The sequence below is a fragment of the Pedobacter sp. R-06 genome (assembly GCF_049913135.1).
In the GTDB taxonomy this organism is placed as follows: Bacteria; Bacteroidota; Bacteroidia; order Sphingobacteriales; family Sphingobacteriaceae; genus Pedobacter.
The window spans coordinates 5,896,560-5,914,738 of the sequence record NZ_CP183977.1 but is presented as its reverse complement, the minus strand read 5'-3'; the positions used below and the strand labels follow the sequence as shown (position 1 = coordinate 5,914,738).

Annotated in this window: 9 protein-coding genes; 2 read left to right on the top strand and 7 right to left on the bottom strand. The window is 40.2% G+C overall.

Annotated features, from left to right (window positions below):
* Positions 1-9 precede the first annotated feature (9 nt).
* The 4 genes from ACN9MR_RS23990 to ACN9MR_RS23975 form a co-directional block, all read right to left on the bottom strand.
* Positions 10-3,477 carry a SusC/RagA family TonB-linked outer membrane protein gene (locus ACN9MR_RS23990; protein WP_426327005.1) on the bottom strand — a complete coding sequence of 1,156 codons (3,468 nt, stop codon included), beginning with the start codon at positions 3,475-3,477 and terminating at the stop codon, positions 10-12.
* Between the two features lie 263 nt (positions 3,478-3,740).
* The gene (locus ACN9MR_RS23985; protein ID WP_426327004.1) at positions 3,741-4,538 is read right to left on the bottom strand and encodes a DUF4397 domain-containing protein; all 798 of its coding nucleotides are present in this window, start codon (positions 4,536-4,538) and stop codon (positions 3,741-3,743) included.
* A 23-nt stretch (positions 4,539-4,561) separates the two neighbouring features.
* Complete coding sequence (locus ACN9MR_RS23980; protein WP_426327003.1) at positions 4,562-6,172, bottom strand: SusD/RagB family nutrient-binding outer membrane lipoprotein; 1,611 nt, start codon at positions 6,170-6,172, stop codon at positions 4,562-4,564.
* Positions 6,173-6,180: 8 nt separating this feature from the next.
* Positions 6,181-9,264 (bottom strand): SusC/RagA family TonB-linked outer membrane protein, encoded by a 3,084-nt coding sequence (locus tag ACN9MR_RS23975; protein ID WP_426327002.1) that lies wholly within the window; start codon positions 9,262-9,264, stop codon positions 6,181-6,183.
* A gap of 241 nt (positions 9,265-9,505) precedes the next feature.
* Here ACN9MR_RS23975 and ACN9MR_RS23970 point away from each other — a divergent pair, with 241 nt between their 5' ends.
* The gene (locus tag ACN9MR_RS23970) at positions 9,506-10,252 is read left to right on the top strand and encodes a DeoR/GlpR family DNA-binding transcription regulator (protein ID WP_426327001.1); all 747 of its coding nucleotides are present in this window, start codon (positions 9,506-9,508) and stop codon (positions 10,250-10,252) included.
* A gap of 35 nt (positions 10,253-10,287) precedes the next feature.
* On the opposite strand, the gene ACN9MR_RS23965 is transcribed toward ACN9MR_RS23970, so the two are convergent.
* From ACN9MR_RS23965 to ACN9MR_RS23955, 3 genes are all read right to left on the bottom strand, one after another.
* Positions 10,288-11,583 carry a RagB/SusD family nutrient uptake outer membrane protein gene (locus ACN9MR_RS23965; RefSeq protein ID WP_426327000.1) on the bottom strand — a complete coding sequence of 432 codons (1,296 nt, stop codon included), beginning with the start codon at positions 11,581-11,583 and terminating at the stop codon, positions 10,288-10,290.
* A gap of 15 nt (positions 11,584-11,598) precedes the next feature.
* Entirely contained in the window at positions 11,599-14,679 is a 3,081-nt protein-coding gene (locus ACN9MR_RS23960; RefSeq protein WP_426326999.1) for a SusC/RagA family TonB-linked outer membrane protein, read from the bottom strand.
* A gap of 114 nt (positions 14,680-14,793) precedes the next feature.
* Positions 14,794-15,990: an anhydro-N-acetylmuramic acid kinase gene (locus ACN9MR_RS23955; RefSeq protein ID WP_426326998.1), complete on the bottom strand. Its 1,197-nt coding sequence runs from the start codon at positions 15,988-15,990 to the stop codon at positions 14,794-14,796.
* Between the two features lie 153 nt (positions 15,991-16,143).
* Between ACN9MR_RS23955 and nagB the strand changes: the two genes are divergently transcribed.
* A complete protein-coding gene (gene nagB, locus ACN9MR_RS23950) occupies positions 16,144-18,069 on the top strand; it encodes a glucosamine-6-phosphate deaminase (protein ID WP_426326997.1) in 1,926 nt (641 codons plus the stop codon).
* Positions 18,070-18,179 lie beyond the last annotated feature (110 nt).

Below are 18,179 nucleotides of genomic sequence, written 5' to 3'. Positions count from 1 at the left end.
TCTTAATTTTTAAAAATTCAACTGAACACCAAAAGAAATACTCTTAAAGGCTGGGATTCCGGTTCCTGTACGACCGCTGTTATAATTTGACTGATCCCAGATCGAATAGCCACTAACACTCTCCGGATCGATAGGCAAATCGCCCAAATGATCCCAGGTAAAGAAATTCTCTAACGCCGTATATACCCTAAGTGAGCTAATACCTACTTTTTTGGTCAACATTTGCGGAAAAGTATAACCAACTGTTAAATTTTTCAATCTTAAATAAGCCATATTTAACAGATAGCGATCTTGAACCTGCATGTTATTGGTAGTTCCACTTGCTGCATTGTTATAAGCAGCAGGGTAAAAAGCATCTGGCGTTTGTGGCGTCCAATAGTTGCCCGCAATAGCTTCGGGCATTGCACCATCGGAAGAGTTAAAGCCTGGGATAGCTAAAAATCCAGCACCCCAAATTTTACGGCTACCTACACCCTGAAAAAATGCGCTGATATCAACGCCTTTAAAGTCGGCGCCCAATCTAAAACCATACTCGTAGCTCGGATTAGAATTTCCGATTACTTCTAAATCGCCGTGGTTGGCCAATGTGCCATCTCCATTACTGATTTCGCCATCGCCATTAATATCTTTAAACTTAACATCACCAGGACCAAAACGGAAGTTAGCCGAATTTTGTAAAAATGGTTGGTAAACTGGTTTTTCGCCATTTGGTCCAGCTTTTAGTTTATAAGTTTGTTTACCTGCGTTTAACTTACTTTCAGCAGATGTCAGAGTAATCAAGATTGGTTTACCCGAGCCATCCAACTCGAAATCGCTTGTTTGATATAACCTATCGGTACGGTAGCCCCAAATTTCACCAATATCTTTTCCGTTATAATTATTAAGCACTTGTGTTCCGGAACCATACTCGGTTAGCCTTGTTTTGGCATCAGAAATATTTCCTTTGAAATTAATCCCTAAACCATTTTTAAACCTGTGGTTAAAATCTAAGGTCAACTCCCATCCTCTCGTTTGTAGGGCACCAAAATTTCCCTGTGGCGCCCCGGCACCAAAAGTAAAAGGAATGCCTTCCTGCGGCACAATCATATTATTGGTATTTCTTTGAAAAACATCAAAAGAAAGATTTACCTTATTATTTAAAAGGGTTGCGTCTAGCCCCAGATTGGTAGTTACAATATCCTGCCATTGAATTGCTTCTTTAATTGCATCAGGTGTACCTACATAATTTACTTTGGCACCGTTTGCACCAATCCAGCTCGATTGTCCGCTTGGCATAGTGGCTATATATAAATTGTTTGGTACGGTCTGATCGCCTATTGAACCCCAAGATCCCCTGAATTTTAATTGGTTCAGGAGTGGTTTAGTCCAGGCCATAAAACTTTCTTCACTGGCTACCCAACCTGCCGAAAATGACGGAAACCATCTCCACTGCAAATCGGTTGGGAATTTAGAAGAACCATCGTAACGCAGATTACCTTCAATAAGGTATTTGTTTTTAAAAGCATAGTTTACACGACCAAAATATCCCAATTGTGCTTCCCATCTTTTATCTGATCCCGGAATGTTAATCCCACCTGGGATAATGCCCATTACTGCGCTAGATGGAAGTACGGTTTGAACTCCGGTACCGAATCTAAACTGTGGGTTAATGATATCACTTAAATTGGTGATTTGACCAAACTGGGATTCAGCAGTAGAAGTAACCCGGTTTAAACCCAAAATAAATTTAAAATCGTGGTTTTCCTTAAGGTTTAAGCTATAAGTAGTAAAAGCATTAATGGTATGGCTAAAATAGCTTGTGGCAGATCTGGCAAAATGATCGGGGCTTGACCCAGGTGTGGTATACATATCCATAGATAGATCATAAGCTGCAATTGCGCCAGCCGTGGTACTCGATACCACTTGGCCCTGATCGTTTACATAAACAGGTGCGCCACTTGCATCTAAACGCGCTTTAGGCGCTACCCAAGAGTTTCTTGCGGTAAATCTTGTGCCTGGTCTTTTCCAATCCTCATTCTGGTTGGTAAAAGTATAATCAAAATCTACTTTCCAGTTTTTTAAGATATTAACTGTAGATCCCAAATTTACATTGGCATAATTTAACAATATATTAGCGGTATTTGCCGAAGCAACCTCACTCTCAGGACTGCGGATGGCATCGCCATTTTCATCTTTTCCCAATGGATACAATGAACTCCATCTATACAAATATAACCACGGATCGGCTGTTGTGGAGCTTGTGGTATAGGCATACTGTTTATTTCTCCGTGAATATAATGCGCCGCCGCGTATGGTAAGGTATTTGTTGATTTCACTTGAAATTTTAAATGAAGCATTGTAGCGTGTAAAACGATCTTCTTTTGCCGGCTTTAACATGCCACTCTGATCAAGCAATGCAAGTCCGATATTATAAGATGTTTTCCCGGTAGTACCGCCAACTGATAGGTTGTGTTGTTGGGTTGGTGCCCATTCTTTGATCATGTAATCATAAGGGTTGTAGGTTCTAACCCCCATTTTCAGACCAGCTCCCTGAACATACCAATCTCTACCAAACACGGTCGGGTCGTCAGGGCCAATTGTGCTCCCATACTTCTCTTTCCATGCAACCGCTTTTTCGTAACTTGCCCTATCTACATAATAAAATGCGCCAACCGGAGTAGTTACACCAATCCTTTCAGAGGCATCAACAGTATACTTTAAACCGTTTACATCGGCCATTTTTAAATCTTTCCAAACATTTTGGAAAGAAAAATTATTTGAGTAATTGATCGATGGCTTATCAGATCCCGAGCCTTGTTTAGTAGTGATCAATACCACGCCAAAAGCAGCCTTAGCACCATAAATAGAAGCTGCAGCTGCATCTTTCAAAATGGTAATAGAGGCGATATCATTTGGATTAACCAATTGGATGCTTGGAATCTCAACGTTATCCAATAAAATCAAAGGAGAACTTCCACCTGCAAATGACGCCAATTGCCCTCTGATTTTGATTACTGGGTCAGAGCCAATTTCTCCACTTGGAACGGTTACGCTTAAACCAGATGCGGCACCTTGTAGCGCTCTGCCCACATCGGCAATTGGCCTGCCCTCCAGCGTCTTTTTCACATCAATGGTAGAGACTGCTCCGGTTAAGTTGCCTTTGCGCTGAGTTCCATAACCCACCACAACTACATCATCTAACCCTTGAGCGTCTGTTTTCAGACTAACATTGATTGTTTTACCTGCGCCAACGGTTCTTTCTGCAGTTACATAACCGATGTAAGAAAACACCAATATATCGCCATTGGCGGCTTTGATAGAATAAGTTCCATCGGCGGAAGATTGCGCAACAACAGTGCTTCCTTTTACCCGGATAGAAACGCCGGGTATAGGGCCATCCTCTGATGTAACCTTACCCGTAATGGTAATTTGTTGCGCAATGGCATGGGCCAGCAACAAAAACGTACCAAGAAAAATTAATAGTAATTTTTTTTTCATAAACGTAAGTTTAGAATTGTTTTGTAGTTTAGTCTTAATACCGCATAAAACAGCAATATTTAAGTAAATATCACTATTTATTTGATTAAAAAAAACAAATTTAGTTTTGCAACATCTATATTACCGCACAAACACGCAAAAAAGCGCATTACCTGATTATTAAGCAGTTATTGCTTATCCACTATTCCTTCTATACCGCTAAAATATCCGGGAAATGAAAAAGCCAACCACTATTGGTTGGCTTTTTCATTTGTAGTTATAATCTATCTGATTAAAAAGAACGATACGTAAGGTCTACGTGGTGCCGTTGTGATACCACTATAGCCACTAGCGAAAATGGTATAAACCCTTTTGTTTAAAAAAGTACTTGCACTGGTATAATTCGCCAGAACCGTTGCAGACGTTATCGCTGCTCCCGCCGGCCTTATTTTCCAGGTTTTTGATTGCGCAGACCTTAATGTAATTTCGTTAGTAATGTTTAAATAATTTACGTTGCCTGCAATGAGCGAGTCTTTTGCATTATCGGTTGCACTGGTTCCGTAATATAGATCTACAGATGGTACATTTGGCATTAAGTTTATAAACCGGTATTTACAATAGGCTGTATCCGGCCTGATAAAACTTTCCTGAGTTAAAACATTCTTGGTATTCGCAGCGGTATCGGTAATATGCGCAACATAATTTTTGCCTGCTTCTATCTGGAAGGTTGTACTGTATAACACAACCGAATCAGTTCCATCATCCTTCTTTTTGGGAAGAATAATAGATAGTTTTAGATTACCGGGACTTACAGCAAGAAAATCTGCCGTAGAACTGCCTCCCGTGTTATACCCACCGCCGGGAAAAGGAGTACGTGCGGTAATTACACTGCTAACCCTTTTATCGTTAATTTTAATTGCTATTGCCCTATTGTTATAATAGTAAGAGGCATAGTTCACCTTTAATAAAGCCTGGTCGCCGGTTAATTTTTCGGTTTCACCATAATCGAGTACATTTTTGGTGCAGCCAGCTAAAGCCATTGCAATAAACAGGCTGGCAAATAAGTTAGAAAATATTTTCATCTTGATATTTTTTAAATTAAAAATTATGGCTGGCTAAACCAGGTTTCTTTAGTCATGTAGTCAACGTCTAGTCCACCCCACTTGCGTAACTCCTCACTATTCCAAACATATTCAGAATTGTAACGTGGCCTGAAACGATAAGCATATTTCCCACCTAAAAGAAGGTCGGCCTTAGGAATTTGATAAAACTGTCTGAATACCGTTGCACTGTAATGGTACTTCCTGATATCAGACCATTGTTCTAAACCGGCCCAGCCCCATTGCGCAATATATTTCTGCCCCATAATGTCGGCAAGGGATAATGAATCAGGGATTTGCGCCACTTCCTTTGAGCTTAAATAACTGTTAATTTCGGTATCAGTTATCAAAGGATCGGGAGCTTTAGAAGCCCTGCCATAGGTATTGCAAAAAATCATGTGCCCTGATATTCCAGCTCTGTATGCTACTAAAGATTCCGCAGTTTTTCCTTGTAAAAACAACGCTTCTGCTTTAGTAAACTGTAATTGCGAATAGGTCATGATGGGATATCTTGCTGCATCGGCAAAAATATATTTCCCATTGTAGGTAGTAGCTCCAGCAGGAATGCTTCCAAAAACAATAGGAAGACCAGATGTACTGCTTCCCTGAGTTGGAAGACCGGCAATATACCTGCCCAAAGTAGCTGTAGCTGTACTTGCCGGCAACATCCTGCTCAACCTTGGATCGAGTGAACTTGTTGGATTTGTGGTAGGCACTCCCCTCACTCCACCTGCAAGATAGTTTAAGATCGTGGTCGAAATCCGTCCATAATAGGCGGATGTTGGTCCTGAAGGATTGATATAACCCAAAGTGGGTCCGAATGGATTGGTATCATCGGTACTTGCTGCAGAGAAATAAACCGTTGCCGATTCTGTTTCGTTGGCAAAAGATAAATTGGTGTATTTAACAACACTATCGGCATACATGGTTTTAAACTCTGGTTTATTGACCAGATGGCTGTACTGCAAAGCATAAATTGCATACACAAATTTTCTCCATTTGGCCATATCGCCTTTGTAAATCCCATCGCCTGTAACGCCCGCCAATTGTGTAGCATAATTAAGCGGACTTTTCATTGTAGAATACTTGAGTGATTGCTCGCAATAATAACGCACTTTTGCATATACCTCTGGCTGATCATGGTAAGGAAACCTTAACATTCCTGGTGTAAAAGCCTCATCCAGAATAATTGGGCCATAAAGGTCAGTTGTTTGTTGATAAGCCCAGGCCTTAATTGCATAACCAATTGCAGCATACTCATATTTTTGATTGGCAACTGCATCATTGATTAAATTTTCAAGGTTCAAACCCAAATCAACATAGGTCATTCTCCAGATTACGCCTCCATTATCGCTTGAACGCACGAAAGTGTGTTTTTCAAAAGCAATAGATGCATCATCAGTTGATGCACCAATAAGATTTTGCGTAATTTTCCAGATAAAACGATAATCCTGTGAGGTTCCGTTTGTCATCTGAAATAGAATTGGAGGAAGCAACAGTTCTGCTTTAGTGGTTTGAGGCACGGCAGGATTTGTATTGATATCGAGGTATTTTTTACACCCTCCGGCCATTAATAATACTGCCGCAGCAATATATAGTTTATATAATCTTTTCATGTTATTCACTATAATTTAACCCTAAATCCTACATTAAAACCTATCGGTTTACCAACATTACCATAGTCGATACCGTAACCACCGATACCCCCAACACCTGGCGAATTTGCATTACTCTCCGGATCGCCACCTGAATAATTGGTAATCAATATCGAATCGGTTAAGGTAAAAAATGCACCAAAGCTCTGGATAAATCCGATGCGTTTAACCAGTGATGGCGGAAAATCATATGCCAGCGTAACATCCCTTAAACGCAGCGTTTTGATGTTCCGCTCTACGAACATCTCTGGCGAAACGTTCAGGGAATAGTAGTTAGAGGCATAAAAGGGTGTTACTGCAATCGTATTAACCGTAGGATTGTCCGTATTTTGCAATCCATCGGCTAAAACTCCCTTAATTACACGAGGCACTTCTCTGTCTAGAGTTTTCAAACTAATTCCTTTAGTGTAAGATGCGTATTCGGTACCGTTAACAACATCGCCACCATATCTTAAATCCCATAAGAAGGAGAGATTAAAGCCTTTGTAACTAAATCTGTTCACAAAACCTAGTGTAAATTTTGGATTCCTGTCTCCAATGGGATAATATTGTGTATCAGAGCTTGTTGGCAAGCCAGAAGACGTATTAATCAAGATATCTCCTCTATTATTTCTATCAAACCTGGTTCCGCTAATCGCCCCCGTACTGTAGCCTGGATGAACTGCGCTTCTGATTTCACCAATTACCCAGGTATCAGATTCGTAAAGTTCCGGGAGCTCATTTGCCAGCGATAGTACCACGCCACGATTGCGGGTAAAGTTAAAAGTAGTATTCCAGTTAAAATCTTTTCCTTTTATCGGATTACCTGTTAACTGTACTTCGATGCCACGGTTACGCACCGTACCCCCATTCATCATCTCTAAAACGAAACCTGTACCATAGCTTAAGCGCGGGTTAATGATCTGATCTCTACTTAAAAGATTGTAATAGTTAAAATCAAGTCCGATCCGGTTTTTCAGGAATTGCATTTCAGTACCGATTTCGAAATTTTCGGATACTTCGGGCTTTAAATCCGGATTACCGCCATAGTATGAGTAGGCATAACCACCACCTGTAAATCTTTTCGCTTCGTAGTTTGTACCTGTAGAATATTCTCTCCAGGGCTCCTTACCTGTTAATGCATATGAGGCTCTAAACTTACCGTTATCCAGCCATGGTAAAGCTGTTTTAACACTGGCAAGATCGGTAAAGTTAAAGGCCAAACTTGCTGATGGATAGGCAAAATATGGATTGTTAGGCATCAACCGCGAAGCACCATCAACCCTACCCGATAAGGTTAAATACAATAAGGTTTTGTAGCCCATAATGGCCTGCGCAAAAGCACCGACTGTACGGTAGCGGTTTACATAGGTTAATGTACGCTGTGTTGTTGGCAGTGTATTATTTATACTGTAAAAATTTGGATCGTACATGTTCGTACCACGCTGAGAATCGGTAGTAGAATTATAATCATTAAAAGTAGCGCCAATAACATAGGTATTGTTAAAATCACCAAATTTATGCTTGGCACTCGCCGTCAACGATCCATTAAATACCTTGGTAAGTTGATTATAGGTCATTACCGTTCCGCCTGTCGGGGCTGCGGCAGAACCCGAGCCACGGTAAGATTGAGCATGATATACCGACAATCCCTTGGTATTGGCAATATCAGCTCCAATTATTCCATTAATCCTTAACCATTTTGTAGGCTTTAGCTCCACATTCGTATTTGCAATTAACCTGTTAACTTTATCGTTATTCACATTTTTAACAACATCCCAAAGTGGGTTATCGAATTCCGAATAGATACTTGCCAGATGTAAAATCCTATTTCCGCTGATATCTTGATAATTCTGAACATCAAATGCAGAACTAAACCGCATCAACTGAAGCAAAGATCCGTTAGTACCTTTATTTGCCTTATCGTTATTAGAATTGATGTAGTTGAAAGTGCTTGTTAATTTCAGTATAGGTGAGATGGTGCCAACAGCAGTTACTCTTGATGATATCCGCCTATAACTGGTTGTAGGGATTGTTCCTTTACTATCGGTGTATTCGTTAGACCAGCGATAAGAGAACTGTTCAGTTCCTCCCTCAAAAGACAAGTTGTGTTTTTGTGTAAACCCTGTTTCAAAAAAATTATGGATATTATCATAAAGTGGTGTACTTGGTAAAAATGCTGGTCCAAAAAAGTTAGAACTTCCACCATCGTAAACTCCATTAGAAAGCCCGGAATTATATTTAGTCTGTATTTCTGGAAACTTATTCAACTGCTCTACCCTAAACGAATTATTGTAATTAATACTTCCGCGGCCGGCCTTACCTTTTTTTGTGGTAATCAAAATTGCACCACTCGCACCTGCACTTCCATATAACGCTGTGGCTTCGGGCCCTTTCATAATTACATAACTTTCGATATCATTTGGGTTGATATCCATCCCCCTGTTAGAATAATCCTGGTCTCTGTTAGCGGCTCCCGAAACCAGCTCTCTTGTTTGATTTAATGTGCTGTTGTTGATCGGTACACCATCTACAACAATCAATGCATTATTATCGCCACTTATGGATACAAATCCACGCAAAACAATCTGTGCAGAGGCTCCTGGGTTTCCATTGGTACTATTAATCGATAAACCCGGAACACGGCCTTGCAAACCTCCAAAGAAATCGTTCCTCTGGGTTTCTGCGACTTCGGAGCCAGAAACTTTTGGGGTAGAATAGCCTAACGATTTAGCATCTCGATCAATCCCGTAAGCAGTAACTACAACCTCATTAAGATTGCTGGCATCGGCAGAAAGGATCACATTAATCTTGCTATTTGCACCAACAGCTCTTTCAACACTTTTGTATCCAACATAAGAAAATGTTAATACATCGGTTTTTAAGGCCTTTATCGAATAATTTCCATCACCATTGGATTGTGATACCACGGTACTTCCCTTCACCCGGATGGAAACGCCGGGAATGGGGCCATCAGCGGAGCTGACCTTACCGGTAATCGTTATCTGTTGCGCGAAAACCTGCACATACAGCATAATCATACCGATAAAACTAAAGAATAGTTTTTTCTTCATAATTTGTTAGTAAGAAAGTGGTTATTAGAAGTTGTTGTTTGTATTCCGGTTTATCAAACGCGCAAATTACCGCAGTTTTGATGTTAGTTAAGTAAATATGATGAATGTTTTTGATAAAAAAAACATTCAGAAAAGATTTATTGTGCTAACAGACAAAATTTTATCGCACAAAAACGCATAAACACGCAAACAATATAATTTTTAAAATCTTTTTATACATTCGTAGAAAATCAAATGATTTATGCTGAAAAAAGAACGCCACGACTTCATCATGCGACAGATTAACTTACACAACCGTGTATTAACCTCTGATCTGGTTCAACTGCTTAATGTTTCGGAAGATACCATCAGACGGGATTTACAAGAGCTTGTTGATGAAAACCTACTTTACAAGGTTCATGGAGGTGCTTTATCGAAATCTTATCACAGCTCTTTTGACGATAGTACGGTTTATGCCAGAGATAGCAAGATTGCGATTGGCAAAAAAGCCGTTCAGTTGATAAAAGATGGCATGGTAGTTTTAACCGGAGGGGGAACAACGATTTTAGAATTTGTGAAACGACTTCCACAGGGCCTGTCTGCTACATTTTTCACTATTAGTCCGTTGGTGGCAGTAGAACTGGCCAAATACAACAATATCGAAGTAATTTTGATTGGAGGCTTGTTTTCAAAAAATTCGCAGGTTACCTACGGCGGGCAAGTAATTACACAGTTATCGGAAATTAAGGCCGATTTATGCCTGATGGGAACCAGCGCCATCCACCCGGACGAAGGCTTAACAGATACTTACTGGGAAATTAACCAGCTTAAAAAGGCCATGTTGGCCTGTGCAAAAAAAACAGCCGTACTTTGCATCTCCGAGAAATTGGATATTGCTTTAAGGTTGAGGGTTTGCCCAATAGAAAGCATTAGCTATTTGGTAACGGAGTTAGATTTAGATCATGAATCACTTTCACGTTACCGCGAAAAAGAATTGAATATTTTATAAAAAAGTCCCGACGAAAATCGGGACTTTTTCATCTGCTAGAATGCTGGATCAGGAGGGGTATTGGTATTATTATCTCTTTCTGCGAAAGGATAAGGAAAAAAATTACGCTTGCGATCAGCTAAAGGCTGATTAAATCTTCTCATATCCTCAAGTTTTAACCCGGACATAAAAAGCTCAATACAACGGTGTTTGTAAATCAGATCTAAAAGCTGTTGTTGTGTGTAAGGTCCAGTTAGTGCTGGCAATGCCGCCCCAACTCCAAAAGGATCAGTTGCTGCAGTTTTGGTTACGATCTTGTTTAGCTCAGTAAGCGACGAAGCCAGATCAGGAGTAGCTTGACGGGCATAAGCCTCTGCTTTAATTAAGGTCATTTCGCCAGGCAGATAAATGGGAAACTGGGTAAAAGTGCCTGCACCGAAACCATTAATACGTACCGTTGTATTAACTACAGTGTAAAACGGAATTCTGGCATCGCCTGCATCTGGAATATTAGCGCCAGTCTGTCCTAAATTTAAATTCTTAGGTTGAATTACATTATTGGTAGAGGTAGCGATCTCAAAAATGGGATTCAAATTTAATGCATCGTATGTAAATGTTGATTTTTTGGTTAAATCAACTGCATTTGCGGCAGTTAATGCTAACGCATAGTTTCCGGCAAATAATGCATAGCGAGCTTTGAGTGCATTTAAAGTAGTTGGAATATCTACTCCTGATGGAATGTTCCCCAAAAACGATGTACTTATCGAGTTTGCTGCAACTACCGCCAATGCATTATCAATGGTCGCAATTGCTTTATTATAACCATCAACACGACTAATAAAGGTAACATTTTGACCTGTCCCAGCCGGAACCTTTTCCCAATACTCTGATAAATTACCCACAGCCAAGGCTTTAAAAATACTTGCGTAGGCAATTAAACCCGCTGCGTAGTTTTTATCCGGAAGATTAGCAGCATTATTAATTACATTATCTGCATCATAAATAATTTTATTTGCACCAGCCCAAACATTTAGCAATACTGAATTGGTACCATCTACCTGTACACCTCCAGCTGCCAATCTTTCTTCATTGGTATTACCGGTATTAATGGATATTAACTCATTTGTGGTTAAGCCACTTAAAGTAATAGTTGCATACAGAATTCCAGCCCGAGTTGTGGAATAATTTTTCTGTAAACCTACTGTAACGCCGGTTAAACCTTTTGCCGAGGTTAATACATCATTGGCCGTAGCGGCGTTAGGATTTAAGTACTCCTTTTTACAAGCGCTTGAAAAAGCCACTATAGTAAACAGAAATGTATAACCTATATATCTTGATTTTAAATTTTTCATAACAACAGTTTTAAATTAGAATCTTGCTTGTAAACCCAATGAGAAAGTACGTGGAATTGGTACTGAACCGAAATCAATATTTCTCAGGATCGTAGATTGACCACCAGAGTTCAACTCAGGATCATAGCCTTTGTAATTATCCCACGAAATGAGATTCCTTCCGCTAAGATTAATGGCTAAGCTTTTAATAAATTTAACCTGACCAATATTATAGCTCAACGAAATCTCTCTTAATTTCACAAAAGACCCATCATCAATACGCCATTCTTCTACATTGTATGCACCAGCTACATAGCCTCTAGGCAATTGACCCATCTGCTCTGCTTCGGCAACTTTTCCATTACCCACACCCTGCCGTGTTCGCCAATCTGCATTCCAAACATCTCCTCCCTGAACAGCATCCAGTTGAATGTGTAAGCTTAATTTTTTGTAGGTAAAATCGTTAACAAAAGACCCTGTATAATCCGGGTTTGGATCGCCGATTACTTTGCGCAAAACATTATTGGCGGCTTGACCGGCAGTTAAAGGAATACCAGCAGCGTTTGTTGCAATGTTTCCATCTGTTGTCCGCTCAAAATATGTTCCATAAAAAACGCCTACCGGATAACCGTCAGTAATAGAAACAGGTGCGCCAGCATTGGTTGCAATTAATCTCTGTGCACCCGAACCCACTATTTTATTTCTATTTCTGTTGTAAATTAGTGTAGATGTCCATATAAAGTCATCGGTTTTAACCGGCACCCCTGTAAGCATTAATTCGATACCTTTATTTTTTAAAGTACCACTAATATTATCTAGCAAGCTAGAAAAACCAGTTGTTGGAGCAATCACAACAGGCAATAATAAATCAGTTACATTTTTATTATAATAACTAAAAGTTAAACCTAAACGATTATTAAAAAAGGACATATCTGTACCGATTTCGAGCTCTTTTTGACGCTCTGGTTTTACACCCGTATTCGCCAGCGTCGTTAACGATGTTAATGATGTTTTGCTGTTTAGGGCATTTGGCGAATAAACGTTGAAACGATCGTATGCGCCAATCCCTGTTAAATTTCCAGACTGGCCATAAGCTGCTCGTAATTTGAAAGCATTCCACCATGATGATACGCCAAAATCTTTCCAATAATCGGCAGATGACAATACATAACTCACGTTAGCTTTAGGATAAAACTGCGTTCTATTGTCTTCCCCAAATACAGTAGATTGATCTACTCTTATGGCACCGGTTACAAACAAATGGTCCTTATATTTAAAATTTTGTTGTAAATAAGCGCCGCTAATTGAGAATTCTGAACGACTATCAACATTAGGCAAAGCAGTACTTGCTCCGTTTACCACCTGAACAAAGGGGGCTAAACCTCGTCCGTTTAGCAAGCTATACAGGTCTTTTTGATATTGATAAGACCCGCCAAGCTGAGTTGTTGAACTAAATAATTCAGAAATCTTAGCATCATAAGTGAAGTTTAACTCATTATTAAATAGTGTGGTTGTTGCGTTTGCCGCACTTGCATAACCGTTTAAAGACGGATCTAAAGTTGGCCCACCACCATAAAAACCTGTACTTACATTATACGCATATGGCGGAATAAATGTTGTTCCATTTTGGATTGAATTATCAACCCCCATGGTATAATCAATAGTTAAGTTTTTAACAGGAGTGAGTTTTAATCCCGCATTTGCAATAATACGATTGGTAAACTGGCGCTGCTTGATATCTTCAATAACAGAAACCGGATTAACACGTCCGCGTTCTCCGATGGCTTTTAAATTGCCTAATGCATCTCTGGTAAACAAATCATGAAAATTGCCGATAATGGTTACCGAATTCATTGGTGAGAAAAAAGAGTTTCCATCTGGCTTTTCGTTGGCGTCGCTATGAACATAATTGAATCCTGCAGTCATTTTTGCCCATTTATTAATGGTTTGATCAAGATTTGCCCTGAAGTTCATTCTGGTGAAATCAGTGTTTTTAATGATCCCCTGGTTTGAGAAATAACCAGCAGAGGTATAAAATTTAGTGTTGTCATTACCTCCAGAGACTGAAACTGAATTATCTGTCCCAATGCCTGTCCTGAAAATATAATCCTGGTAATTATACCTGGTTACCGGAGTAGTTGTGATTAAGGCAGGAGATAATACATCCTGAGTTTGTGCAGTCGGCCCATCTGTTGGTCCTCCAAATTTTGTTGGTGATTGATTGACATCAATTTGCTTGCGCAGCTCACTAATGGTTAAACTGGTGCTGAAACTCACTTGTGGCGCACCAGTTTTACCCCTCTTGGTAAAAATCTGGATTACCCCTGCATTTGCTCTCGATCCGTAAATTGCCGCAGCAGCTGCACCATTTAAAACCTCGATATGATCAATATCAGATGGGCTAATATCCACCATTCGGTTTTGTCCAATGCTACCCACAAAGTTTCCACCATCGTAATTTCCTGAGGTATTGGTTACTCTGGTTGTAGAATTATTTACAATTACCCCATCGATTATGTATAGTGGTTCTGATGATGAGTTAACCGAACTTACACCTCTTAAACGGACAGAAATTCCGCCCGCCGGATCTCCAGAATTCTGGCTGATCTGTGCACCAGGTGTTTTCCCTTGAAGTGAGGCGAGTGCATTTCCACTCGGTGCTTTATTTAAATCATCACCTTTTACCGTACTCACATAACTACCGAGCTGTTTACGGGTAGTTCCCTGAGAGGTACCCGTAACAATTACTTCATCTAGCCCCACTGCATCACCACTCAAAGCACTATTCGCCTGAACCGTGGTATTGTCGCCAAGGCTTACAGATTCGATATTTGATTTAAAGCCTATAAAAGAAATTTGGATCTGATATTTACCGGGTGCCAAATCAACCGAAAAGCTATATGTTCCGCCCGAACTTGTGCTTGTAACCAGATTTGTATTGATAATTTTTACAACAGCGCCGGGAACAGGGCTGTTATTTGCCGCATCGGTAACCTTACCGCTTATGGTATACCGTTTGTTTTGGGCCTGCGCCATCTCTGTAAATAAGAGCAGCAGAAATGGGATCAACAAAATTGCGAAGAATCCTGGTGACCATTTTAGGTAACTTTTTTCCATAAAATTTGGTTTTGTTAGAAGATTAGTGTTAAAACAAATTTAACAAAATACCGCACAAACCAAATTTTTAACAGGTACAAACTGGTTTACAATCCACAAAACAATTGCGTTTTATTACGCTGGTAAACTGATTTTACCCATGCAAACCGAAGGTACGCCTTGCCTATCGCCAAAGTCTATCGGTTTGCCACAGAGTGTTTCGTTAGCCAAAACAGCAAACAAAACAGCTTCTTTTGCATCGGGATCAATATTTAAATCTTCAGTGGTTAGGAATTTGCAAAGAGGTAGCTTGCTTTTTAGAAGCTGTACAAGTAAGGGGTTATGCATCCCGCCACCACTCATAAAAATCTGTGCTCTAGCATCTTTGCCAAAGCAACGCACAATCGCATTAGTAATAGTTTCTGCAGAAAATTGACATAAGGTGGCCATTACATCGGCTGCACTTAGACCGGTTGTTGAAGACTGTTCTTGTGCGCTGATTAAATACGCCAGATTAAACAATTCCGGCCCTGTGGTTTTAGGAAAATCCAGGTCAAAAAAGCTGCAGTTTAACAACGCAGACAATAGACCGGGATTAGATTCGCCTGCCGAGGCAACAGCTGCATTTTTATCATAAAATTGACTAAAATGTTTCTGCATATACTGGTCCATTAAAGTATTTCCAGGGCCAACATCTGTCGAAAAAATTTCACTGGCATCGGTACTCCCTGGCAAATAGGTGAAATTTGCTATGCCACCTATATTTAACATTACCCGATCTTCGCCAGCTTTCGAAAATATTAAATAATCACCATAAACCGCTAAGGGTGCGCCTTCGCCACCAGCGGCCAAGTGTTTTTGTCTAAAGTCAGAAAGTGTGATAATCCCAGTCTTTAGTGCAATATGATCCCCATCACCTATCTGTAATGTGCCATTGGGATAATCGGCCAGTTGATGCAGAGATTTTGGCGCATGAAAAATAGTTTGGCCGTGGCTTGCAATAAAATCGATAGCCTCATTTTGATAGCCCCACTCTTTTAGTGCTTCGTTTATTAGCCCTGCATGAGTATTTGCAATATGCTCGTTCATCAGACACACCAACTGTAAGTCGACCTCTTTTTTTGAAAAAACTGCTTTTATTTTAGCCCTAAAATCATCGGTATAATCGCCAGTTTTGAATTTTAAAATCCGGATATCCGTCTCAGCACCGCTCCCCTTTACCAAACAAAGTGCAATATCCAGTCCATCCATTGATGTACCACTCATCAACCCTATAATTAAACGTTCCGATTTCCTTGCTTTCGAATACAACTTTTCAATTTGTGTGTTCATATTGGTTTTTTATCTTAAAAAGATCAAACGTTTGTCTGCCCCTTTAATCGAATTTTATATAAATACTTGCAATAAATGTAAATAACCTTTGTTAGAAATTGGGCATAACTCTCTATATTTACTGCTCCGTACATTAAAATCCATATAAAAAAAATGGCTAGATTAAATCTACTGGAGGAGACACGTTTCGAGAAATTACCGGTAAGCGTGTTCGAAAATCCAAAAATTGCTTCAATTAATGTTGCACATCGCATTGCCGAGCTCATTAAATCTAAACAAGCAAGCAACACACCTGCAGTACTGGGCTTAGCAACAGGTGTTACCCCAATTGCAGTTTATGCCGAATTGGTTAGACTGCACAAAGAAGAGGGCTTGAGTTTTAAAAACGTAATTACTTTCAACCTGGATGAATATTATCCAATGGCGCCAACTGCGGCACAAAGTTATGTTACGTTTATGAATGAAAACCTTTTCAATCATATCGACATCGATAAGAAGAATGTTCACATCCCTGATGGTACGCTTGCACTGGAAGACATTCCTGCATTCTGCTTAGAATATGAAAAGAAAATAGGTGATCTTGGCGGACTTGATATCCAGATTTTAGGTATCGGCCGTACAGGCCACATCGGATTTAATGAGCCAGGATCTGCACCAAATTCCGGTACCCGTTTAGTAACTTTAGATGACCTTACCCGCCGTGATGCCGCACGCGATTTCGGTGGAAAAACCTTCGTACCAACTAAGGCCATTACCATGGGTATTGGTACAATTTTCAAAGCAAGGGAAATTATATTAATGGCCTGGAGCCGTAAAAAGGCTTCGATTATCAAAAAAGCTGTTGAAGGCGAAATTTCGGGCGATGTTCCGGCAACCTACCTACAGCTTTCTGATCATGTAGAATTCATTCTTGATGCTCCTGCAGCTTCAGAACTGACCCGTTTTGACACGCCATGGTTGGTTAAAGACTGTGTTTGGACTGATGCTCTGATTCGCAAAGCGGTGATCTGGCTGGCCAACACCTTGAAAAAACCGATCTTAAAGTTAACAGAAGACGATTACAACAATAATGGTATGGCACAACTGGCTACTGAAAAAGGACCAGTATACAATATAAACATCCATATCTTTAATAAATTACAGCACACCATTACAGGTTGGCCAGGCGGTAAACCGAATGCTGATGATTCTCAGCGTCCGGAAAGAGCAGAGCCCGCTAAAAAGAGAATCATTATTTTCTCACCGCACCCTGATGATGATGTGATCTCGATGGGTGGTACTTTTCTACGGCTGGTTGACCAAGGGCATGATGTACACGTAGCTTACCAAACCTCAGGTAATACCGCCGTTTGGGATGATGATGCACTTCGTTTCGTTGAGTTCAATGTAGATTTTACAGAGAAAATGGGTATGGACAATACACATTTGAAGGATCTGTACAACAAAATGAGAAGCTTTATTGAGCAGAAACAACCAAACCAGATAGATACGCCAGAGATCCAAACAGTTAAAGGATTGATCAGAAAAGGAGAAGCTATTGCCGGCGCAAGATATTGCGGCCTTGAAGATGACCATATCCATTTTCAGGCGCTTCCTTTCTACGAAAGCGGTAAGGTTCAGAAAAACCCTGTAACGGATGCCGATATCGAACTTACAATAGCGCTATTGCAAGAAGTTAAGCCTCAGCAGGTATATGCAGCAGGCGATTTTGAAGATCCGCATGGAACGCATATTGTTTGTTTTAATATTATTTTAGAAGCATTAAAACGTTTACGCAAAACCGAAGCCTGGGCACAAGATTGCTGGTTGTGGATGTACCGCGGTGCTTGGCACGAATTTGAAACGTATGAAATCGAAATGGCTGTTCCTATTTCTCCGCAGGAGCTTGAACGTAAAAAATATGCCATTTTCAAACACCAGAGCCAAAAAGACAGGGCAGTTTTCCCTGGCGACGATTCAAGAGAGTTTTGGCAGCGTGCCGAAGACCGTAACCGTGATACGGCAAAAGCCTACGACGAACTTGGACTTGCAGAATATGAAGCAATGGAAGCTTTTGTACGCTGGAAATTTGTGGATTAACTATGTTAAAATAAATATTGATCCTGCCTTGTTAACTCAAGGCAGGATTTTTTTACCTGCTTCCGAAGTTTACTTGGCCAAAAGCGCTGCAGAACTTCGGAAGTTTTGCT